This window comes from Micromonospora sp. ALFpr18c, from assembly GCF_008868155.1.
Classification (GTDB): Bacteria; Actinomycetota; Actinomycetes; order Mycobacteriales; family Micromonosporaceae; genus Micromonospora.
In genome coordinates, this window is sequence record NZ_WBKR01000014.1 from 28830 (window position 1) to 49982 (window position 21153).

Genomic DNA, 21153 nt, shown 5'->3' on the forward strand with positions numbered 1-21153 from the left:
GCAGGACCGAAAAGCCATGAGCGACACGATCGCCACGCTGCCCGTGGTCGTCGAATCCGACGGTCGGGCGTTGACCGACCTGATCACCGACCGCCGCGCCGAGCTGCGGGCCACCCTGGCCGAGCAGGGCGGGTTGCTGTTCCGGGGCTTCGACGTGGGCGGGGTGGACGGCTTCGACCGGGTGGTCCGGGCGTTGTCCGGTGAGCCACTGACCTACACCGAGCGGTCCTCACCACGGCACGCCATCAAGGGCCGCGTGTACACCTCGACCGACTACCCGCCGGACGAGGAGATCTTCCTGCACAACGAGAACTCGTACCAGGCGCGGTGGCCGCTGACGCTGTTCTTCTACTGCATCACCGCGCCGCAGACGTTGGGCGCCACCCCGCTGGCCGACATCCGCCGGGTCTACCAGGAGATCGACCCGGCGGTCCGCGAGGAGTTCATCCGCCGTCGCTGGATGCTGATGCGCAACTTCCACGAGGACTTCGGCACCACCTGGCAGCACGTCTTCGGCACCGAGGACCGCTCCGAGGTCGAGGCGTACGCGGCGGCGAACCGGATCACGCTGCAGTGGGTGGGCCGCGACGGCCTGCGGACCCGGGCGGTGCGCGACGCCGTGCACCACCGGCCCGGCTCGGACGTCCCCCGCTGGTTCAACCACGCCACCTTCTTCCATGTGAGCAGCCTGGCCAAGGACCTCCAGGAGGGGCTGCTGGCCATGTTCGGCGCCGACGGGCTGCCGTCGAACACCTACTACGGCGACGGCGGCGAGATCCCCGCCGACGTCATGGACCACCTGCGCGCCGCCTACCGCGCCGCCAGCGTCCGTTTCGACTACCAGCGCGACGACGTGCTGGTGGTGGACAACATGACCGCCGCGCACGGCCGGGAGCCGTTCACCGGCCCCCGCAAGATCGCCGTCGCGATGGCCGAGCCGCACACCCCCGACACCGATGGAGCACAGTGATGTCCGAATCCCGATTCCTGGTCGTCCGCAACGACGAGGAGCAGTACTCCATCTGGGCGGCCGAGCGGGACCTCCCCGCGGGGTGGTACGACGAGGGGTTCGCCGGCACCCGCGAGGAGTGCCTCGCGCACATCGACTCCGTCTGGACCGACATGCGTCCCCGTTCGGTGCGGGAGACGGCGTCATGACCCGGGAGTGGACCTTCCCGGCCTCGTACGCCCAGGAGCGGGTGTGGACGGCCAACCAGCTCGACCCCGGCTCACCGGTCTACAACATCTCCGCGCCGTGCCGCTTCCCGGTCGGTGTCACCGCACCCCAGGCCGCCGAGATGTTCGCGCTGGTGGTCGCCCGGCACGAGGCGCTGCGGACCCACCTGCGGATGGTCGACGGCACGTTGACGCAGGTCGTCCGGGCCGTCGAGCCGCTGGAGCTGGCGGAGTTGGACCTGAGCGCCCTGCCCGCCGACGAGCAGGACGCCCGCTACGACGAGACATTCGCCGAGCTGGCCCGGACTCCGATCCCGCTGGACGCCCCGCCGCTGTGGCGGGCCCGGCTGGTGCACTTCGCCGCCGACCGGGTCGGGTTGCAGTTCGTGGTGCACCACGCGGTCTTCGACAGCCATTCCGCGGTGCTCCTCGACACCGAGCTGTCCGCGTTCGCCCGCGCCGCGCTGACCGGCGCGCCCGCCGACGTGCCCGTGCTGCCCATCCAGTACGCCGATTTCTCCGTCTGGCAGCGCGACCAGCTCAGCGGTGACGAACTGGACCGGCAGCTCGCCTTCTGGCGCGGCCACCTGGCCGGCGCGCCGGCCGTGACCACTCTGCCACTGGACCGACCGCGCCCCACCCAGCTCGGCTTCGCCGGCGACGAGGTCCGCTTCGACCTGCCCGACGGGCTGCTGGACCAGGTCGGTCGACTCGCCGCCAGCACCTCCGCCACCTCGTACATGGTGCTGCTGGCCACCTTCGCGGCCCTGCTGTCTCGGATCTCCGGCGACACGCGCGTGGTGGTGGGCGTCTCCACCGCCGCCCGGGACACCGCCGAGCTGACCCCGCTGATCGGGATGTTCGTCAACCCGGTCGCGCTGTGCTGCGACCTGACCGGCGACCCGAGCGTCACCGACCTGCTCGGCCGGATCCGGGGCGGTCTGGTGGAGGCGATGGAGCACGGGCAGACCCCGTTCCAGCGGGTCGTCGAGGCCGTCGCCGGGCAGCGCGACCCGTCGGTGCAGCCGGTGTTCCAGACCGCGCTGAACTTCATTCCGGACTCCGGCCTGGACGTGGTGGCCCTGGGCACCACCAAGGACGACCTGGCCTTCGACATCACCCGGGGCACCTGCCGGCTGGTCTACCGCACCGACCTGTTCGACCGGGCCACCGCCGAGACGATCGTGGCCCGCTACCTGCGGTTGCTCACCGCCGTGGTCGCCGACCCGGCCACCAGACTGTCGGCGCTGCCCCTGCTCGACGACGCCGAGCGGGACCTGCTGCTCACCTGGACCGGCAGTGGTGGCGACGTGACCCCGAGCACCGTGGTCGCCGAGGTGCAGCGGCAGTGCGCCGTGACCCCGGCGGCGGTCGCGGTGCTCTGCGACGGGGTGGAGCTGAGCTACGCCGAGCTGTCCGCGCGGGCAAACCGGCTGGCCCGGCTGCTGGTCGAGCGGGGTGCCGGCCCGGAGACCGTCGTCGCGCTCCTGCTGCCCCGCTCGGCGGAGCTGCTGGTGGCGATCCTCGCGGTGCTCAAGGCCGGCGCGGCGTACCTGCCGGTGGACACCGACCACCCGGCGAACCGGATCGGCTACCTGCTCGCCGACGCGCAACCGACGCTGGTGCTGGCCACCGCGGGGACGGCCGCCCTCGCCCCGGCCGACGCGCTGGTGCTCGACGCCGCGACCGCCGCCGACCGGAACGACACCGACCTCACCGACACCGACCTCACCGACGACGACCGGCGGGCGCCGCTGCGCCCGGAGCACCCCGCGTACGTGCTCTACACCTCCGGCTCCACCGGCCGGCCCAAGGGTGTGCTGGTGGAGCACCGGGCGGTCACCGCGTACCTGGCCTGGGCTCGGGACACCTACCCCGGCCTGGCCGGCACCGCCCTGCTGCACTCCCCGGTCACGTTCGACCTGACCGTGACGGGACTGCTCGGCACGCTCACCGCGGGCGGCACGGTCCGGCTGGCCGGCATCGACACTCCGGCCGCCCGGGCCGGTGGCCCGCCGACCTTCCTCAAGGTCACCCCCAGCCACCTGCCGTTGCTCGACGACGCGCTGTCGCCCACCACCGACCTGGTGGTCGGCGGGGAGGCGTTGACCGGCGAGCAGCTGGCCGCCTGGCGGTCGGCGCACCCGGACGTCGCCGTGGTCAACGAGTACGGCCCGACCGAGGCGACCGTGGGTTGCGTCGCCGCCCGGATCGCCCCCGGCCAGCCGGTGCCCGCCGGCCCGGTGCCGATCGGCCAACCCACCTGGACCACCCGGGCACACCTGCTCGACGCCGCGTTGAACCCGGTGCCGCCGGGCGTGGTCGGCGAGCTGTACGTCGCCGGGGCGCAACTGGCCCGGGGCTACCTGCGCAGGCCGGCGCTCACCGCCGAGCGGTTCCTGCCCTGCCCGTACGGGCCGCCGGGGGAGCGGATGTACCGCACCGGTGACCTGGCCCGGTGGCGGGCCGACGGGACGCTGGAATACCTGGGCCGCCGCGACAGCCAGGTCAAGGTCCGGGGGATGCGGATCGAGCTGGGCGAGATCGAGTCGGTGCTGCGCTCCCGTGCGGACGTGGACGCGGCAGCGGTGGTGGTCCGTGCCGACGCGGGTGAGCCGACGCTGGTCGCCTACCTGGTCGGCGACGTCGACGAGACGACGGTCGCCGCCGACCTGGCCCTGGACCTGCCCGCGCACCTGGTGCCGAGCGCCTTCGTCCGGTTGGACGCGCTGCCGTTGACGCCGAACGGCAAGCTGGACACCGCCGCGCTGCCGGCCCCGACGGTCGTCACCTCCGGCGGCTTCCTCGCTCCGCGTACCGACGCCGAGGCGCTGGTCGCCGAGGTCTACGCCGAGATTCTGCAGTTGGAGAAGGTCGGCGCCCTCGACGACTTCTTCGCCCTCGGCGGCAACTCGCTGCGCGGCATGCGGGCGATGGCGCGCATCCGCGCCGAAGTGGATGTGGACCTGCCGATGCGGGCGCTGTTCAGCAGCCCGGTGGTCGCCGACCTGGCGGCCCAGATCGAGCAGCGTATCGCCGCCGAACTGGACGAGCTCTCCGAAACCGAGGTCGCCGCTCTGCTCGCGGCGCAGAAGGACACCGGCTCATGACCGACGTGCAGGAAACCGCCCGCGACGCCGCCCGGCAGGCGCTGATCGCCCAACGGCTGCGCCGCCGGGCGTCCGGCGCGTCCGGCGCCCGGATCACTGGCCGTGCGCCGGACGCCGAGGTGCCGCTGTCGTACGCCCAGGAGCGGGTTTGGTTCATGGACCAGCTCGCGCCAGGGGAGGCGGCGTACCACATCGCGGTGCCGCTGCGGGTCCGCGGACCGTTGGACGTCGCGGCGCTGCGCCGCGCGCTGGCCGATCTGACCCGGCGGCACGAGTCGCTGCGCACCCGGTTCCCGGCCGACGTCGACGGTCGACCGACGGTGGTGCTCGACGACGTGGTCGAGGTGCCGCTGACCGTGGTCGACGCGGCCGACGACGCCGCCGCGCAAGCCCTGGTCGACCGGGCCGCCGCCGAGCCCTTCGACCTGGCCAACGGGCCGCTGCTGCGGGCCCTGCTGATCCGGCTGGCGCCGACCGAACATGTGCTGTTCCTCGGCCAGCACCACATCGTCGGCGACGGCTGGTCGGTCGACGTGCTGCTGCGGGACCTGATCGCCCGCTACCGCGACGGGGAGCTGCCCGCCCTGCCGGTGCAGTACGGGGACTTCGCCGTCTGGGAGGCGCGGGAGCTGGCCGGGCCGGCCGCCCGCCGGCACCTGGACTGGTGGAAGGACCGGCTCACGGGGATCACCCCGCTGGAGCTTCCGCTGGACCTGCCGCGGCCGGCGACCCAGACCTACCGGGGGGACTTCGTCGAGTTCACCGTGGACCGGGCCACCACCGAGGGTCTGGCCGCGCTGACCCGCGCGTACGGCGGCACGCTGTTCATGACGCTGCTCGCCGCGTACCAGGTGTTCCTGGCCCGGCACGCCGGGCAGGACGACTTCGCGGTCGGCGCGTCGGTGGCCGGGCGGTCGGCGCCGGAACTGGAGGACGTGGTCGGCATGTTCGTCAACATGCTGCCGCTGCGCGCCGAGTTGGCGGGCGACCCGACGTTCACCGAGCTGCTGCACCGGACCCGGCGGGCCGTGCTGGACGGGTTCGAGCACGCCGAGGTGCCGTTCGCCCGGGTGGTGCACGAGCTGGGGTTGCCGCGCGACGTCAGCCGTTCGCCGGTCTTCCAGGCGATGTTCGTGTTGCAGAACTACGAGATGGGCCGGTTCGAAGGGGTGGCCGACGACGCCGACGTCGCCTTCGAGTGGCATCCGATGGAGTTGCGGGCCACCCGTTTCGACTTTGAGCTGCACGCCGTCGAGACCGGTGCCGGGCTCTGGGGAAAGCTGGTCTTCAACACCGACCTGTTCACCCGGGCCACCGTCGAGCGGATGGCGCACCGGCTGACCACCCTGCTGCGCGCGGTGGCCGCCACCCCGGACCTGCCGGTGTCCGCGCTGGACCTGCTCGCACCCGCCGAGCGGGAGCTGCTGGCCGGGTGGAACGACACCGACCACGACTTCCCGCGGCAGCAGACGCTGCACGCTCCGATCGAGGAGCGGGCCGCCCGGACACCGGACGCGGTGGCGCTGCGGTTCGCCGGCCGCTCGGTGACGTACGCCGAGCTGAACGCGGCGGCGAATCGGGTGGCGCACCGGCTGCGCGCCGCCGGGGTCGGCCCGGAGACGCTGGTCGGGGTCTGCGCGCAACGGTCGGTGGAGTTGGTCGCGGGCCTGCTGGGGGTGCTCAAGGCCGGCGGCGCCTACCTGCCGCTGGACCCGGAGTATCCGGCCTACCGGCTGGCGTTCATGGTCACCGACGCCGCCGCGCCGGTGGTGCTGGTGCAGGGAGACCTGCGCGACGTGCTGCCGACGACCGACGCGAGCGTGCTCGTTCTGGACGACGAGTCGGTCTGGGTCGACCAGCCGGTCAGTGACCCGACGCCGACGGCCGGCCCGGCGAACCTGGCGTACGTCATCTACACCTCCGGTTCGACCGGCCGTCCCAAGGGCGTGCCGAACACCCACCGGGGCATCGTCAACCGCCTCGACTGGATGCAGCGCACGTACCGCCTCGACGCCGACGACGCCGTCCTGCAGAAGACCCCGGCCAGCTTCGACGTGTCGGTGTGGGAGTTCTTCTGGCCGCTGCGCAAGGGTGCCCGGCTGGTGCTGGCCGAGCCGGGCGGTCACAAGGACGCCGGCTACCTGCGTGATCTGCTGGTCACCGAGGGGGTCACCACCGCCCACTTCGTACCGTCGATGTTGACGGTCTTCCTCGCCGAGGACGGCGTCGAGGCGGCCACCGCGCTGCGCCGGGTGATCTGCAGCGGTGAGGAGCTGCCGCTCGCGGCGGCCCGCGACTTCACCGCGCGGCTGCCCGGCTGCGGCCTGCACAACCTGTACGGCCCGACGGAGGCGGCGATCGACGTCACCGCCTGGGCGTGCGATCCGGCGCTGCTGGCCGGGCTCACCAGCGTGCCGATCGGCGCGCCGATCAGCAACCTGCGCCTGCACGTGCTGGACGCCCGGGGCAACCCGTGCCCGGTCGGCGTTGCCGGTGAGCTGCACATCGGCGGGGTCGGGCTGGCGCGTGGCTACCACCGCCGGGCGGCGCTGACCGCCGAGCGGTTCGTGCCGGACCCGTTCGCCCTCGAGCCGGGCGCGCGGCTGTACCGCACCGGCGACCTGGCCCGCTGGCGGGTCGCGCCCGGCGGCCAGCCCGGTGGTGTGCTGGAGTTCCTCGGTCGGATCGACCACCAGGTCAAGCTGCGGGGCCTGCGCATCGAGCTGGGCGAGATCGAGAGCGCGCTGCGCGCCCAGCCGGGGGTGACCGAGGCGGTCGTGCTGGTCCGTGAGGACACGCCCGGCGACAAGCGCCTCACCGGGTACGTGGTCGGCGCGGCCGCACACGACACGGTGAAGGCGGCGCTGAAGGAGACGGTGCCCGAGTACATGGTGCCGGCCGCGTTCGTCACCCTGGACGCGTTCCCGTTGACCCCGAACGGCAAGTTGGACCGTACGGCGTTGCCCGCGCCGGTGGTCACCCGCGCCGCGTCGGTGGCGCTCGTGGCGCCCCGCGACGACACCGAGCGGCTGCTCGCCGAGATCTGGTCCGACATCCTCGGCGTGGACGCTCTCGGCATCGACGACGACTTCTTCGACCTGGGCGGTCACTCGATGCTCGCCACGCAGGTGGTGGCCCGCATCCGCAAGGCCGAGCACGGCGGCCGGCCGGTCGGCGTGATGGACCTGTTCCAGCAGCGCACCATCCGTGACCTGGCCGCCTTCATGTCCGGCGACGGCGGTGGCGACGGGCCACGTCGGCTGCTCTACGAGCTGACGAAACCCGTCCCGGCGGATCGGCGGGTCATCACGTACGTCTGCGTGCCGTACGGCGGCGGCAGCGCCATCGTCTACCAGCCGCTCGCGGACGCGCTGCCGGCCGGGCACGCGCTGTGGTCCCTGGCCATTCCCGGGCACGACGTGGGGCTCACCGAGGCCGCGCTGCCGTTCGACGAGCTGACCACCCGGGTCGCCGGGGAGATCCTGGAACGCGTCGAGGGCCCCCTCGCCCTGTACGGGCACTGCGGGGTGGGCAGCGCGATCGTCGCCGAGGTGGCCCGCAAGGTGGAGGCCGCCGGCCGGGACCTGACGTCCCTCTACATCGGCGCGATGTTCCCGTTCGCCCGCCCGAAGGGTATGTTCGCGGCGGTGCGGACCCGGCTGGAGAAGCTGCGCAGCAACCGGCACTACGCGAGCTGGCTCAAGTCGATGGGCGTCGACACCGACGAGCTGGACGCCGAGCAGGCCGACCGGATCATCAGCAACATGCGGGCCGACTCCCGTGCGTCCGAGGAGTACTTCACCGACCTGCTCGACCGGCGCGCGACGAAGCTGCGCGCCCCGATCATCTCGGTGGTCGGCTCGGAGGACCCGGTCACCGACTACCACACCGAGCGGTACGCCGAGTGGCAGTTCCTGAGCGACCGCCTGGCGCTGGTGGTGCTCGACCAGGCGGGACACTTCTTCCTCAAGTACCGGGCACAGGAGCTGGCCGAGATCGTCACCCGGGTCCATCCGGCGCTCGACGACGTCTCCGCGCTGACCCCGCAGGCGCGCGGTGAGGACGCCGGCTGGGCGGTCGTCGACACCCGGGGGGTCGACGCGATCGCCGAGCCGGAGCAGCCGCTGGTCCGGCCGAGCATGGCCCGGTTCGTGGCGGTGACCGTCGGGCAGCTCGTCTCCACCACCGGTTCGGCGCTGACCGCGTTCGCCCTGCCGATCTGGCTGTTCACCCGCACCGGGTCGGTGGCCGACCTGGGTCTGCTGTGGGCGCTCGCGCTGGTCTGCGGGGTGCTGATGCTGCCGGTCGCCGGGGCGGTCACCGACCGGGTCAGCCGGCGGAAGATCATGATGATCGCCAGTTGCAGCGCCGGATCGGTCCAGCTGGTGCTCGCCGCGCTGCTCTGGACCGGCAGCCTGGCGCTCTGGCACATCTACGTGCTGGTGGCGCTGAGTCAGGTGGCCGGGTCGTTCCAGCGCATCGCGTTCCAGTCGGCGGTGCCGCAGCTCGTGCCCAAGCGCTACCTGGGGCACGCGACGGGCATCACCCAGCTCTCCAACGGCTTTGCCATGCTCCTGATGCCGGTGTTCGCGGCGGGTCTGCTGGCCGCCATCGACCTCAAGGGCATCCTGCTGCTGGACGTGGCCAGCTACCTGGTCGCGATCGCCACTCTGGCCGTGGTCCGCTTCCCCGACCTGCTCGGCTGGCGGCCCCGGGAGCGGCTGCTCGTGGCTATCGCCAACGGCCTGCGCTACTCGTGGCGGCATCGCGGCTTCCGGCTGATGCTCGGCTACTTCGCGCTGGGCAACATCTTCCTGGCACCCGCCCTGGTGCTCACCACGCCGCTGGTGCTGTCCTTCGGCAGCGCCACGCAGGTCGCCCAGGTGGCTCTCGCCGAGGCACTCGGAGCGGTGGCCGGTGGCGTCCTCATGTCGCTGTGGGGTGGCCCCCGCCACCGCCGGATGATCGGTGTGCTGATCGGCAACCTCGGCACCGCCCTCGGCTGCGTCCTGGTCGGCCTGGACGCGTCGGTCGTGATGATCAGCGTTGGGGCGTTCTGGCTGGCCATGTCGATGACCACCGCGCAGTCCATCTACGCCACCATCGTGCAGGTCAAGGTGCCGCAACGCTTCCACGGCCGGGTGTTCAGCCTCAACCAGACCATCTCCTGGTCGACCCTGCCGATCGGGTTCGCGCTGCTCGCGCCGGCGGCCACCAGCCTGTTCGAGCCGCTGCTCGCCCCGGACGGGGCGCTCGCCGGGTCGGTGGGCGCGGTGATCGGCACCGGCGCGGGCCGGGGCATCGGCTTCGCGTACGTCTGCTTCGGCGCGGCCCTGGTCGTGATCACCCTGGGCGGCTTCGCGATCCGGCTGCTGCGACGCTTCGACCTGGAGGTGCCGGACTCGCTGCCCGACGACCTGATCGGGGCGCAGGAGCGGGAACGCCGGATGGCAGCCCGCGCCTCCCAGCGCGAGGAGGAACGGGTGCCGGTCGGGGTGTGACGGGGCGGGTGCCGGTGCGGCCGTGCCGGCACCCCGCGCCTGGGATCCGGACGAGTGGGGCGTCCGCCTGCTCAGCGGGCGGTGGCCTGGTCGGTGAGGCGCGAGACCAGCTCAGCCGTCGAATTCGACTCGTCGAGATGGACGGCGGCCTGCGCGCGCAGCGTCGCGAGGTGGACCAGCAGCGCGGGCCGATCGTTGCGGTACTCGGCGAGCAGGCGCAGCTTCGCGGGCGAGCACGGCCAGGCGATCCCGCACGCCCGGCATCGCCAGGTGGGCCGGGAGGGGAGGTGGTCCCGTCGCCGGGTCACACCGCCGCCCGCCGGGTTCCGGTTGGCCGTCCGCGACGCTGCGGTACGGGCGGAGCCGCCAATCGGCACACGCGCGGGCATCAGGTACAGCTCCCGTCGGGCCACCGCGTTCCCGTTACGGCCCACCTCGTAGCACTCGATCCAGAGCCAACCGTGGTACGTGTGCCGATCGTTCAGGACGCGGATCACCCGCACCGTGATCGGGCGGACGAACTGCGGGCTCGCGTCGCGGGTCAGGCGCAGCAGGTCGCCGGACCGGATCGTTCGTGGCTCGGCCTCGACACCCGGCCTCGCCGGCGTCGCGTCGGGCGTCCTTGGTGTGTCGGGCATGGCTTCCCCTCACGTCCGTTCTGGGAAGGGGGCCCGGCCTCGGTGCTCGCCGTCGGGTCGGCCGGGCCCCCGCTACGAACGCGCGCGGCGGGCTTCGTCGCCTCCACCGCCCACGCCGTCTACGAAGAACCCTGCCGAGGGTTGCCTGACAATCACACAGCGTTAGATGATTTCCTCGGAACGCTCCATTGGCTCCCGAAGGGACGCAGGCATGAACCATGCATTCGTCGCGGCGCTCGCCGAGGCTTCCGAGACGGCCGAGAGTCTGGCCGGTCGCATGGGGATTCACCCGAAGACGGTGGCCCGCTGGGCGAACCCGGGACGCGTACCGCAGACCCGTCACCGTGCCGAGGTGGCAAAGATCCTGAGTAAGGATGTGGCGGACCTGTGGCCGGACGTCTTCAACCGTCGGGAGCCGGTCTGGTTCCGGCCGTGGGTCGACATCGAACGCGAGGCGGTCGCTCTACGCGCCTTCCAGCTCGCCTGGGTCCCCGGCCTGCTCCAGACCGAGGCGTACGCCCGCGCCACACTCGCGTGGGAGGCGCTGACAACGGCTGAGATCGAAGAGCTGGTGTCGGCACGCATCGATCGGCAGACGATCCTCACCCGTGAACGTGGGCCATTGTTCGTCGCGGTGCTCGATGAGGGAATCCTTCATCGAGGATTCGCCGGAGGGCGGCCGCTCATGGCTGCGCAGCTCGCTCACCTTATGGCCTGCGCCGACCTGCCGAGCGTTCAGCTTCACGTCGTGCCCAGCGAGGCGATCGCCTACCCCGGGCTCAACGGGCCGTTCACACTCGCGGAGTTGCCAGACGGCACGCGGGTGGCACATGTGGACAGTCAGGCGCAGGCGCAAATCGTCGATCAGACGTCGGAGCTTGCTACCCTCGAGCGACGGTGGGAACGCATCCGGGGCGAGGCCCTTCCCCGCGGGCGGTCCCTGGACCTCCTGAGAGAAGCGGCAGCATCATGGACGTGACCGGCGCACGGTGGCGAAAGAGCACCAGGAGCGGTAGCAACGGCGGTGACTGCGTCGAGGTTGCGGACAATCTCCCCGGCGTCGTCCTGGTCCGCGACACGAAGAACCGCGACGCCGGCACCCTGGTCTTCGCCCCGACGGCCTGGCGAGCGTTCGTCGCCCACGTCACCGCCCGTTCGTAAGCAGCGTCCCCGGCGGTGGCCACCTACGAGGTCGCGCTCGTGCTGCTCGTCGACTCTTCGGGCGCGGTGCTCCTGCAGCACCGGGACGAGGACGCCCCGGTCTCGCCGAACCAGTGGAGTCTGCCGGGCGGCCACCGTGAGCCGGGCGAGTCGCCCGAGCAGGCGGCGCGGCGCGAGTTGCGGGAGGAAACCGGTCTGACGGCGGACGTGTTGCACCCGCTGTGGAGTGGGCCGCGCCCGGATGAGGCCGGCTTCCCGCACACGGTGACGGTGCACGTGTTCGAGGGCACCACAACGGCCCGGCAGGAGGACGTGATCCTCGGTGAGGGCCGAGCGATGTTGTTCGTCCCCCCGGACGAGGTGTTCGACCGTGAGTTGGCCGTCTCCTCCGCGGCGGTCCTGTCGTCATACCTCCGGGGTCAATGATCGACTCGCGTTCCCTGAAAGCGCGGTGTCCCAGCGACCGGGATACCGCACTTTCGCTGAAGTTGAGTTGATCATGTGCCGCGCCGGGCCGCGTCTCAGCGCGCCGAGTCCCGGGCCTTAGGCGTCGGCGTCGGGCAACTCCTCGGGCTCGGTGACCCAGGCGGAGAAGACCGGCACGCCGTGCCACGGCCCGGTGCTGCGATCGGGCCGGGTGTCGGTGGCGACGGCCACCACCGCGTACGGGTGACCGAAGCGCAACTCGGCGATCCGGGCGACACCCTCCGGCGGCAGGCTCGTCACCCCGAACATGCCGGTGACCGCCGCCGCCTCGAAGCCGTACCGCCCGAACCGCGCCATCGCCACCTGCCGTGCCTCGAAGTCCTGCACGGGCAGGGCCAGCGCCGCCGCCAGGGTCGCCGAGGCGGCGGGGAAGCCGAGCGCCGGCGCGGTCAGGTCGTGCTCGCTGCGGGCTGACCAGCAGGGCAGCACCGCCGTGTGCCGTTCCTCGCGGCCGTCGCGGGCCCGGGTCCGCACTCTCTCCTCGCGGACCGTCCACAGCGGACCGTCACCGAGCGGCAGGTCGAAGAGGGAGCGGCGACCGGCCGGTGGCGCGCCGTCGGCCGCGCCGGCACTGATCCGGTACGCGGCGGCGAGCACATCGGCCGGCGGCACCTGCGGTGCGGCGGCCACCGAGACGACGACCAGGCCCGCGCCGTCCTCCGCCCGGGCCGACGCGGCGTGCACGATCACGTCACCGGCCTCCGGGGTCGACGCGATGGCGCAGCGGTGACCGTGGCCCGGGCTGCGCAGCGTACGCCGGAGCTGCCCCGCCCAGGCGCTGCCGGCGCCGAGTGCGCGGGCCTCGGCGACCTCGAACGGCGCGGCCCAGGAGATGCGGGTGGCCAGGGCGCTGGCGAGGGCCACCACCACGTCCGGCCCGACCGTCAGCGGGAACGTCTCGATCCGGCCGAGCGTGTGCTCGCGTGCCCAGGCGTCCAACCCGGCCTGGTCGGGCAGCGCGCCGACCTCGGTCCGCTCGGGCAGGGCGGCCCGCCAGTCGGCCCGGCCGCCGTCGCCCTGACCCGGCCGGTGCCAGAGCGCGGTGGCGGACGCGACAAGCGGGTGCGGCGCGTCCAGCAGCGCACGGGCGATGTCGGCGGCGTCGGCCAGGTCGGTGCCCAGGGCGTCCGCGAGCGCGTCGGCCGCCGGGCGGTCGGCCTGGTCGGTCGCGGCCGTCCCGGCCAGCGCGAGCAGCAGCCAGGCACCGAACGGGGAGGCGATGTGGTGCCGGTCGCCGATCGTGGCGTGCAGCCGCGCGGCGTACGCGGCGAGCGGCCCGTGCAGCTCGGTCGTCATGCCCCCACTCTGCCCGCCGCCGCGCCTCACGACCACAGCTCGAACGGTTCGTCGATCTCCTCGCCGGCCAGGAAGCCACCGATCAGCCGGGGGAGTTGACCGGGGTAGAAGCGGGCCGGGCTGGCCTCCACCTCGGGCAGCGGCCACCAGCGGAACCCGAAGTAGTCCTCCCGCTCGTAGTCGAGCCGGTGCGCCTCGTCCACGTCCGGGCCGGGGCCGGTCAGCCGTACCGCGACGACCACCTCGTCCTGGACGTGGCGCACCTGTCGGTGCAGGAAGGTCGCCCGCCGTCGCCAGGTCGGCGCGCCGACCTGGTCGGCGCTGACGTCGATGCCGGTCTCCTCGCGCAGCTCCCGCACCGCCGTGTCGCGGTACGTCTCGCCGGCGTTCATGCCGCCGCCGGGCAGCTCCCACCAGGTGCCCAGCCGCGGATGGTCCGGATCCCGGGTGTGGAACAGCAGCACCCGGTCGGTGTCGTCGAGGACCACGACCCGTACCGCACGCCGTTCGAGGATCGGCAGGTCGTCGGGCAGCTCAGTCATGGGAGCAGTCTGCCGCAGCCCACCGCCCGCGCCGGGGTGCGGACGGGGGCCGGTAGGCTGCCCGCCGTGGCTGGTCTGTTGAGGAACGTGGCAGCGCGCATCTCCCGGGTGGGCGCGGTGATCCCGTCGCCGCGGCGTACCGGGCCGGGCCCGGCGCAGGTGGCCCGCCGACGCCAGGTGAGCGCGTTGCAACGGCGGGAGCTGACCTACGCTCCGGAGCGGGACGGTCAGGCCGATCCCGGCGAGATCGTCTGGACCTGGGTGCCGTACGAGGACGATCCCCGGCAGGGCAAGGACCGGCCGGTGCTGGTCGTCGGCCGGCACAGCCGCACGCTGTTCGGGCTGATGCTGTCCAGTCAGAGCGAGCGGGACGGGCAGCGGCACTGGTTCGCGCTCGGCCCCGGCGAGTGGGATCGGGACAACCGGCCGAGCTGGGTACGTCTGGACCGCGTGCTCACCATGCGCGAGGACAGCATCCGGCGCGAGGGCGCCATCCTCGATCGGCCCCGGTTCGAGCGGGTCGGGCAGGCCCTGCGCGCCGGTTACGGCTGGCGCTGACGTACCCCTGGCGGCCCGTCAGGCCGTCGCGCGGCTCGGGCCGTCCGCGGCGCCGCGCGCGTCCGGCGGCGGGTACGGCTGTTCGGCGAGCAGCCGGGCGAGGTGCGCGCTGTTGAGGGCGAGGGCCTTCGTCGTACGGCCGGTGGTGTCGGGCTTCGGCCCGACGTCGCGGTAGTCCACCGTGTGCAGCGCCTCGCCGACCCAGTAGGTGGCGCCGGCGGCGGCACAGGTGAAGCCGACCTCGTTGAGTGCCTGCTGCACCTGGCCGATGGTGTGGTGTGCGCCGTCCTCGTTGCCGACGACGGCGACGCCGGCCACCTTGCCGTAGGTTAAACGACGCCCGATCAAGATCTCAATCATCAATGAATTCAGATCAACTTACACAGACAACTTGACAAGCTCGTCTGCACGCCCACAAGAGCCCAGCGATGCGCGCCGCGATCGCCCGCCGGCCTTGGCTACGGGCCTACCAGCTACCTGCCTACGCATCCGAACTGAACCGGGCCGAGAAGGCCTGGTCAGCGATGAAACGCAGCTTCGCCAACCACTGCGTCCGCACCGCCACCGAACTCGCCGCCGCGGTGAAAAACCGCCTCACACGCCAGTGATACCGCACCGGCTTGATCGACGGATACCTCACCGGGACGGGTCTATCTCCACCGACCTCAGCCAGACCGCGAAAGGTGTCTAGCGGCACGAAATGAACACTACGCACAGTCGCGCGGCCCTTACGTGGAAGGCTATGAACCCCGACGAGTCGAGCTGCGTTGTAGTTATTGACTGTTTCTGTTCAGTAAACACCAGTCTAGGAGGATCTGATGTCCAGCGAACTCCCACGTCGAGACGAACGGTCAGAGGATGGTCTGTCGCTGCCACGCATCTTCGCGTCGCGAGTAGGCAAGCGTCACGTCTCCTGGGAGGTCGCTCAGGCAGTTCTCGGAGCAGCAAATACGGAACCGGAGGCACCCCGCATGCCGTCGGCGCAGTCGAGGACCAGAGGTGGCTTCCACCATAACCGGTCCCCGTTCTCAGTCCCAGTCCCAGTCCCACCGCCGGCAGGTATCTCCCGCCATATACCGTCGAAACCCTGGCGACGCCCCGCCCCGCCCCAACCGCCGCATCCGGTGGTCGACCCGCGGCTCATCCCGTCGGCGGTACCCTTCGTGCCGGGAGCGGCCTCTTTGGTCAGCAGCGTCCCGGCGCACAGTCCTGGCGCTTCCGGCCGGCCGGGACCTAGTGGTCAGATCCCCTACGGCCAGGCTCCCTCCAAAACGAATGGACAGGGTGGCGTTGCCTCAGCCCCAGAGTCGAAGCAAAGTCGGTGAGTCACCGAATGGCCGCGTTAAGTAGTGTGGGGATGAGCATCTTGTCGGCGTGGTGAACCGGCGACAGCCCCGGTCCGCGCTGGACCGGGCGATCCCGGTCATCGCCGCCGCCTGCCGAGTCGTGGTGCCGGTGCTGGTCAACTCCCGGTAAGCGGCCATCAGCGCTTGCCGAGCCCGAACACGTCCGGACCGTCCGGCTCGCTCCTGGAGATGTCCTCCAAGAGCTCTCGTGCTTTTCCCACGATCGTCAACGCCGTCTCGGTCCGCGCCAGTTTCGCCTGCGTCAACTCCAACTCACGGCGCAACCGGGCGATCTCGGCCTGCTCCGCCGGCCTCCCCACCGTCTGCCCAGCGTGTGCTGTCGTACCCGCGGTCGAGGTGGGCGGTGACCTGCTCAGGCCAATGATGGCACAGCTGGGCGCTGCACGCTTCGAAGGTGTCGCGTAGCAGCGGCGAGTCGTGCCGGTTGGCCGGGGCGCCGGTGACGCCGAGCGGGATGCCGTAGCCGTCGACGCCGGTCGAGCGTTTCATGCCGCCTTGGCCGCGGTTGACCGGTGAGCGGCCGGCCCGGTCGCCGCCGCGCGGTGCCTTGGTGATCGCGCCGTCGGCGCTGACGTCGGCCAAATCCAGGCCGATCATCCGGTCGTAGGCGTTCGGGGCCAGTTCGTGTAATCACCCTCGCCGACGTGGCGCTACGCGACCTTGACCGACGTTGACCGTGCGGGTGCGCCGGCTCAGTGCTCGCCCAGCGGGACACTGTCGACGAGCTGCCGGGGTGCGCGGGTGCCGCCGAGGCTCTTGGCCTGGTACATGGCGGCGTCGGCGCGACTGAGCGCGTCGGTGAGCTGGGCCGGGCCGGTCACCGGTGCGAGCCCGACGGAGGCGGTCACCCGGACGCTGCATCCGGACAGCCGGATCGGTGCGGCCACGGTCTCGCTGAGCCGTCGGGTGGCGTGCTCGATCCAGCGCCGGTCGATGGTGGGGCTGGCGAGCAGCCCGGCGAACTCGTCCCCGCCGAGGCGGGCCACGAGGTTGTCGCCGGCGAACCCGGCGAGCCGCTCGGCCACGCTGATCAGCACCTGGTCGCCGGCGGCGTGACCGTACCGGTCGTTGATCTGCTTGAAGTCGTCCAGGTCGAGCACGACGGCAATCAGCGGCTGCCCGGCCGCGTCGGTGAGCAGGGCGGCCGCGAGGCGGTAGAAGGCGCGACGGTTGGGCAGCCCGGTGAGCGGGTCGTGGCTGGCGGCGTGCCGCTCGGCGGCCAACTCGGCCTGGAGGTGCCCGATCTCGGCCTCGGCGCGCACCGCCCTGCGGCGCAACTGCCAGGAGGAGAGCAGCGCGCCTGCCGCGCAGATGCCGGAGGCGACACTCATCGGATCCGGCACGAGCCCTCCCATCGCCGCGACCGCCTCCAGTCTCCGGCCGACGCGGCGCACACCGTGCCGGACCCCCGTTTCCCCTGGTGGTTGCCCAGCCAGGGGTTACTCAAAGTGAACGGATGGGCACCATTCACGTGCGTTATCATGCTCGCCGTCCGGTGCAGATGCAATAGCAGATGCACGTGCAGCAGCGTCCAATGTCGATACCGCACCCCTCGCCGTCACCGCTCCTCCCACGGGCACCGGCGGGCTCGTGAGCAGAAAGACTTCCTCATGCAGCAGCCACCCAATGGTGTCCCGATCCATCAGCTGCCCCCGCTGACCTGGCAGAAGAGCCGGCGCAGCAACCCCAGCGGCAACTGTGTCGAACTCGCCGAACTGCCCGGGGGAGCCGGCATCGCGGTCCGCAACTCCCGACATCCGGACGGGCCGGCGCTGATCTACACAGTGGACGAGATCGCCGCCTTCGTGCTCGGCGCACGCGACGGCGACTTCGACCATCTGATCAACTGACCGTCCTCCGGCGGCCGGACGGAATCGCCGGGCCGGGAGGAGTTCACCTCACTGTCGGTCCATGGCATGCTTACACGTCGGCCGGGCCGGGTTCCCGTCCGCGATGGTCGGTATCCGGAGGTCCGCAGGTGACGATGGTTCCCGCCGAGGGCGGCCCGACGACCGGGCCCACCGTGCTGCGCATGCTGCTCGGTGCCCAACTGCGTCGGCTGCGGGAGTCCAGTGGGGTGACTCGTGAAGGCGCCGGCTGGGAGATCAGGTCGTCCGAATCCAAGATCAGTCGGATGGAGCTGGGCCGGGTCGGCTTCAAGGAACGCGACGTCTCCGACCTGCTCACCCTCTACGGCGTCACCGACGACGGTGAGCGCGAGGCGTTGCTCAAGCTCGCGCGCGACGCCAACAGCCCGGGCTGGTGGCACCGCTACGGCGACGTGCTGCCCAGCTGGTTCCAGTCGTACCTGGGCCTGGAGGCGGCGGCCGCGCTGATCCGCAGCTACGAGGTGCAGTTCGTGCCCGGGCTGTTGCAGACCCGGGAGTACGCCCGCGCTGTCGTGCTGCTCGGGCACGGCACGGCCGGCGCCGCCGAGATTGACCGTCGGGTCGCCCTGCGGATGCAGCGCCAGCAACTGCTGCGCCGGGACAACCCGCCGCAGCTCTGGGCCGTGGTGGACGAGGCGGCCCTGCGCCGTCCGATCGGTGGGGCTGAGGTGATGCGCGGCCAGCTCACCGCGCTCATCGAGGCGACCAAGTCACCCCACATCCGCCTCCAGGTCATCCCCTTCGCCGCCGGAGGCCACGCTGCGGCCGGCGGTGCCTTCACCATCCTGCGCTTCGGCGACCAGGAGTTGCCCGACATCGTCTACATCGAACAGCTCACCAGCGCGATCTACCTGGACAAGCGCGACGACCTGGAATATTACGCGGTGGCGATGGAACGGCTCTGCGTCGAGGCCGAACCGCCGGAGCGTACGCCGGAGATCCTCGGCCGGTTGCTCGACGAGCACTACCCGGCGTGACCCCGGCCGGGGTCACGCGAGCGTGCGCGCGGCACTAGCATGGTCGGCGACCGGCGACAGTGGACGGACGCCAGCGCGGAGGCAGCCTTGACCACCGACACTTCGGGCACGCCGGCGGGCTCACCGAGCGACCGGATCGACACCTCGGTGCCCCACCCGGCCCGCCGGTACAACTACTGGCTGGGTGGCAAGGACAACTTCCAGGCCGACCGTGATTCCGGCGACGCGATGGCGGCGGCCTTCCCGACCATCCGCACCTCCGCGCTGGAGAATCGCCGGTTCCTGCAGCGGGCGGTGGGCTTCCTGGCCCGTGAGGCCGGCATCCGGCAGTTCCTCGACATCGGCACCGGCATCCCGACCGCCAACAACACCCACGAGGTCGCCCAGGCCGTCACGCCCGAGGCCCGGGTTATCTACGTGGACAACGACCCGATCGTGCTCGCGCACGCCCGCGCGCTGTTGAGCAGCACTCCGGAGGGTGCCACCGCGTACATCGACGCCGACCTGCGCGATCCGGAACGGATCCTCACGCACCCGGAGTTGCTGCGCACCGTCGACCTGTCGCAACCCGTCGCGCTCATGCTGGTGGCGGTGCTGCACTTCGTGCCCGACGGCGACGACCCGTACGCGCTGGTGCGCCGGCTGCTCGACGCGCTGCCGGCGGGCAGTTACCTGGCCGCCTCGCACGCCACCCACGAGTACCTGCCGCCCGCCGTCGCCGAGGAGGCCAGGGCGGCGGCCAAGGGTGGCGGCCCGCACGGCCTGATCAACCTGCGTACCCGGGCGGAGTTCACCGGCTTCTTCACCGGCCTCGACGTGGTCGAGCCGGGCATCACCTCGGTCGCCGAGTGGCGGGCCGAGGGCGAGCCGCAGCCGCGCCCCTCGGTGGTCGAGGTGAGCATGTACGGCGCGGTCGCCCGCCTGCCCTGACCGCCGCCGCTGGGGGAGTCCGGGCACCTGTCCCGTCGTCGCGGTCGCCCGCCGGCGTGCGCCACGCCGGTCGGTGCCCGGACGTTCGTCGGCCCGTCGTATTGACCGTCGCCGACCGATCGGGCTAGTCTCTGTATCGATCCAGTCTGAATCGATACAGAGGGGTGCCGGTGAAGCCAACACTGCAAGCCGTGGCGGACGCGGTCGGCGTCTCCCGCAGCACGGTGTCCAACGCCTACAGCCGGCCCGACCAGCTCTCCGCCGCCCTGCGCGAGCGGATCCTGGACGCCGCCCGCCACCTCGGCTACCCCGGTCCCAACCCCACCGCGCGATCCCTGCGGCGCGGCTTCGTCGGCTCGATCGGGGTGCTGTTCACCTCGCAGCTGTCGTACGCCTTCACCGACCCGTTCGCGGTCCGCTTCCTCGCCGGGGTGGGCGGGGCCGCCGAGCGGCACGGCACCAGCATGCTGCTCGTGCCGCTGCCGCCGGCACAGACCGACGCCCGCCGGGCCGTGGAGAACGCCGCCGTCGACGGCTTCTGCGTCTACTGCGTGGCCGACGAGGAATGGGCGCTGGACGTCATCCGGGCGCGCGGGCTGCCGTACGTGAGCACCGCCGCCCGCGACGACGCTGGCGACGACGAGCGGTTCGTCGGCATCGACGAGCGGGCCGCGGCGCGCAGCGTCGCCGCGCACGTGGCCGGTCTCGGTCACCGCCGGGTGGCCCTGCTCGCCGACTCCGTGTTCCCCGACGCGCCGGCCGGCCCACTCACCCTGTCCGGCGTGCACGAGGCCCTGCACCCGACCACGCGCGGCCGGCTCACCGGCTTCGCCGACGCGTTCGCCGAGGTCGGCGTCGACTGGGCCGAGCTGACGCTGGTCAACGCCCGGAGCAACAGCCGCCAGGCGGCGGTCGCCGCCGTCGCCGGGCTGTTCGACCGGCCCGCGCCCCCCACCGCCGTCCTGGCCGGCTCCGACGTGCTCGCCCTCGGCGTGCTGGACGCGCTGGCCCAACGGCCGGGCGGCGCCCACCCGCCGGTCTCGGTGACCGGCTTCGACGACGTCCCCGAGGCCGCGGCGGCCGGCCTCACCACCGTCCGGCAGCCGGCCGAGGAGAAGGGCCGCATCGCCGCCGAGTTGCTGCTCGAGCCGCCCGGGGACGCCGCAGCCGGTCATGTGCTGCTGCCCACCGCACTCGTCGTCCGGGACTCCACCGGACCCGTCCCGAGGAGTTGACCATGGAATACCCGACCGGATACGTCACCGCTCTCGACGCCATGAACCGCCACGTCAACTCGGCCCGACCGGACGCGCCGGTCCAGGTCGAGCGCACCCGCCGGGCGCTGCTCGCCCCGACCCGGGAGGCGACCGCCGTCGCCCTGCGCCGGCTCGCCGACCGGATCCAGCCCCGACCGCTGCCCCGCTGCTCCTGACAACCGCCCATTTCGGTACGTCGGGGACGGGCGGCACCGGGCCGGGCACGCAGGGTGGTCGAGTGGGAACTCGCCAGGCAGACTGGTGAG

Annotated in this window: 20 protein-coding genes; 14 read left to right on the top strand and 6 right to left on the bottom strand. The window is 72.2% G+C overall.

Annotated features, from left to right (window positions below; translation table 11 throughout):
* Positions 1–16: 16 nt before the first annotated feature.
* Genes F8271_RS04980 through F8271_RS04995 form a run of 4 tightly spaced genes read left to right on the top strand, consistent with a single transcriptional unit; the run spans position 17 to position 9787 of the window.
* On the top strand, positions 17–970 hold the full coding sequence (locus tag F8271_RS04980) for a TauD/TfdA family dioxygenase (RefSeq protein ID WP_151488462.1): 954 nt from the start codon (positions 17–19) through the stop codon (positions 968–970).
* Positions 970–1158 (top strand): MbtH family NRPS accessory protein, encoded by a 189-nt coding sequence (locus tag F8271_RS04985; protein ID WP_151488463.1) that lies wholly within the window; start codon positions 970–972, stop codon positions 1156–1158. The genes F8271_RS04980 and F8271_RS04985 overlap by 1 nt, the downstream gene beginning before the upstream one ends.
* On the top strand, positions 1155–4286 hold the full coding sequence (locus F8271_RS04990) for a non-ribosomal peptide synthetase (RefSeq protein WP_151488464.1): 3132 nt from the start codon (positions 1155–1157) through the stop codon (positions 4284–4286). The genes F8271_RS04985 and F8271_RS04990 overlap by 4 nt, the downstream gene beginning before the upstream one ends.
* Positions 4283–9787, top strand: coding sequence for a non-ribosomal peptide synthetase/MFS transporter (locus tag F8271_RS04995; RefSeq protein WP_151488465.1), 5505 nt, complete (start codon positions 4283–4285; stop codon positions 9785–9787). The genes F8271_RS04990 and F8271_RS04995 overlap by 4 nt, the downstream gene beginning before the upstream one ends.
* Before the next feature lie 71 nt (positions 9788–9858).
* On the opposite strand, the gene F8271_RS34085 is transcribed toward F8271_RS04995, so the two are convergent.
* Positions 9859–10425 (bottom strand): hypothetical protein, encoded by a 567-nt coding sequence (locus F8271_RS34085; protein WP_370461859.1) that lies wholly within the window; start codon positions 10423–10425, stop codon positions 9859–9861.
* 211 nt (positions 10426–10636) lie between these two features.
* Between F8271_RS34085 and F8271_RS05010 the strand changes: the two genes are divergently transcribed.
* From F8271_RS05010 to F8271_RS05020, 3 genes are read left to right on the top strand one after another with little or no spacing between them, the layout of a single operon-like run.
* Complete coding sequence (locus F8271_RS05010; protein WP_151488466.1) at positions 10637–11404, top strand: DUF5753 domain-containing protein; 768 nt, start codon at positions 10637–10639, stop codon at positions 11402–11404.
* Positions 11395–11586 carry a DUF397 domain-containing protein gene (locus F8271_RS05015; protein ID WP_151488467.1) on the top strand — a complete coding sequence of 64 codons (192 nt, stop codon included), beginning with the start codon at positions 11395–11397 and terminating at the stop codon, positions 11584–11586. Before F8271_RS05010 ends, F8271_RS05015 begins: the two co-directional genes overlap by 10 nt.
* A gap of 15 nt (positions 11587–11601) precedes the next feature.
* A complete protein-coding gene (locus F8271_RS05020; protein WP_151488468.1) occupies positions 11602–12012 on the top strand; it encodes an NUDIX domain-containing protein in 411 nt (136 codons plus the stop codon).
* Positions 12013–12129: 117 nt separating this feature from the next.
* On the opposite strand, the gene F8271_RS05025 is transcribed toward F8271_RS05020, so the two are convergent.
* Positions 12130–13368, bottom strand: coding sequence for a hypothetical protein (locus F8271_RS05025; RefSeq protein WP_151488469.1), 1239 nt, complete (start codon positions 13366–13368; stop codon positions 12130–12132).
* Between the two features lie 26 nt (positions 13369–13394).
* Complete coding sequence (locus tag F8271_RS05030) at positions 13395–13910, bottom strand: NUDIX hydrolase (RefSeq protein ID WP_151488470.1); 516 nt, start codon at positions 13908–13910, stop codon at positions 13395–13397.
* Between the two features lie 66 nt (positions 13911–13976).
* Between F8271_RS05030 and F8271_RS05035 the strand changes: the two genes are divergently transcribed.
* Positions 13977–14468 (top strand): type II toxin-antitoxin system PemK/MazF family toxin, encoded by a 492-nt coding sequence (locus tag F8271_RS05035; protein WP_151488471.1) that lies wholly within the window; start codon positions 13977–13979, stop codon positions 14466–14468.
* A gap of 18 nt (positions 14469–14486) precedes the next feature.
* Here the strand turns inward: F8271_RS05035 and F8271_RS05040 are convergent, their stop codons facing one another.
* On the bottom strand, positions 14487–14828 hold the full coding sequence (locus F8271_RS05040; RefSeq protein WP_225854171.1) for a hypothetical protein: 342 nt from the start codon (positions 14826–14828) through the stop codon (positions 14487–14489).
* 44 nt (positions 14829–14872) lie between these two features.
* On the opposite strand from F8271_RS05040, the gene F8271_RS05045 reads away from it, so the two are divergent.
* Complete coding sequence (locus F8271_RS05045) at positions 14873–15076, top strand: transposase (RefSeq protein WP_225854174.1); 204 nt, start codon at positions 14873–14875, stop codon at positions 15074–15076.
* Positions 15077–16087: 1011 nt separating this feature from the next.
* Here the strand turns inward: F8271_RS05045 and F8271_RS05055 are convergent.
* A complete protein-coding gene (locus F8271_RS05055; RefSeq protein WP_151488473.1) occupies positions 16088–16432 on the bottom strand; it encodes a transposase in 345 nt (114 codons plus the stop codon).
* Between the two features lie 95 nt (positions 16433–16527).
* On the bottom strand, positions 16528–17178 hold the full coding sequence (locus tag F8271_RS05060) for a GGDEF domain-containing protein (RefSeq protein ID WP_151488474.1): 651 nt from the start codon (positions 17176–17178) through the stop codon (positions 16528–16530).
* A 267-nt stretch (positions 17179–17445) separates the two neighbouring features.
* On the opposite strand from F8271_RS05060, the gene F8271_RS05065 reads away from it, so the two are divergent.
* From F8271_RS05065 to F8271_RS05085, 5 genes are all read left to right on the top strand, one after another.
* Positions 17446–17685 carry a DUF397 domain-containing protein gene (locus tag F8271_RS05065; protein WP_151488475.1) on the top strand — a complete coding sequence of 80 codons (240 nt, stop codon included), beginning with the start codon at positions 17446–17448 and terminating at the stop codon, positions 17683–17685.
* A 128-nt stretch (positions 17686–17813) separates the two neighbouring features.
* The gene (locus F8271_RS05070; RefSeq protein ID WP_151488476.1) at positions 17814–18701 is read left to right on the top strand and encodes a helix-turn-helix transcriptional regulator; all 888 of its coding nucleotides are present in this window, start codon (positions 17814–17816) and stop codon (positions 18699–18701) included.
* A gap of 87 nt (positions 18702–18788) precedes the next feature.
* On the top strand, positions 18789–19631 hold the full coding sequence (locus F8271_RS05075; protein WP_151488477.1) for an SAM-dependent methyltransferase: 843 nt from the start codon (positions 18789–18791) through the stop codon (positions 19629–19631).
* A gap of 191 nt (positions 19632–19822) precedes the next feature.
* Positions 19823–20866, top strand: coding sequence for a LacI family DNA-binding transcriptional regulator (locus F8271_RS05080; protein WP_225854172.1), 1044 nt, complete (start codon positions 19823–19825; stop codon positions 20864–20866).
* A 2-nt stretch (positions 20867–20868) separates the two neighbouring features.
* Complete coding sequence (locus tag F8271_RS05085) at positions 20869–21063, top strand: hypothetical protein (protein WP_225854173.1); 195 nt, start codon at positions 20869–20871, stop codon at positions 21061–21063.
* Positions 21064–21153 lie beyond the last annotated feature (90 nt).

What these genes read in the sequence shown, in the direction of transcription:
- F8271_RS04980 (WP_151488462.1), top strand. Translation starts at nt 17, where the DNA reads ATGAGCGACACGATCGCCACGCTGCCCGTGGTCGTCGAATCCGACGGT.
- F8271_RS04985 (WP_151488463.1), top strand. Translation starts at nt 970, where the DNA reads ATGTCCGAATCCCGATTCCTGGTCGTCCGCAACGACGAGGAGCAGTAC.
- F8271_RS04990 (WP_151488464.1), top strand. Translation starts at nt 1,155, where the DNA reads ATGACCCGGGAGTGGACCTTCCCGGCCTCGTACGCCCAGGAGCGGGTG.
- F8271_RS04995 (WP_151488465.1), top strand. Translation starts at nt 4,283, where the DNA reads ATGACCGACGTGCAGGAAACCGCCCGCGACGCCGCCCGGCAGGCGCTG.
- F8271_RS34085 (WP_370461859.1), bottom strand. Translation starts at nt 10,425, where the DNA reads ATGCCCGACACACCAAGGACGCCCGACGCGACGCCGGCGAGGCCGGGT.
- F8271_RS05010 (WP_151488466.1), top strand. Translation starts at nt 10,637, where the DNA reads ATGAACCATGCATTCGTCGCGGCGCTCGCCGAGGCTTCCGAGACGGCC.
- F8271_RS05015 (WP_151488467.1), top strand. Translation starts at nt 11,395, where the DNA reads ATGGACGTGACCGGCGCACGGTGGCGAAAGAGCACCAGGAGCGGTAGC.
- F8271_RS05025 (WP_151488469.1), bottom strand. Translation starts at nt 13,368, where the DNA reads ATGACGACCGAGCTGCACGGGCCGCTCGCCGCGTACGCCGCGCGGCTG.
- F8271_RS05030 (WP_151488470.1), bottom strand. Translation starts at nt 13,910, where the DNA reads ATGACTGAGCTGCCCGACGACCTGCCGATCCTCGAACGGCGTGCGGTA.
- F8271_RS05040 (WP_225854171.1), bottom strand. Translation starts at nt 14,828, where the DNA reads ATGATTGAGATCTTGATCGGGCGTCGTTTAACCTACGGCAAGGTGGCC.
- F8271_RS05055 (WP_151488473.1), bottom strand. Translation starts at nt 16,432, where the DNA reads ATGATCGGCCTGGATTTGGCCGACGTCAGCGCCGACGGCGCGATCACC.
- F8271_RS05065 (WP_151488475.1), top strand. Translation starts at nt 17,446, where the DNA reads ATGCAGCAGCCACCCAATGGTGTCCCGATCCATCAGCTGCCCCCGCTG.
- F8271_RS05085 (WP_225854173.1), top strand. Translation starts at nt 20,869, where the DNA reads ATGGAATACCCGACCGGATACGTCACCGCTCTCGACGCCATGAACCGC.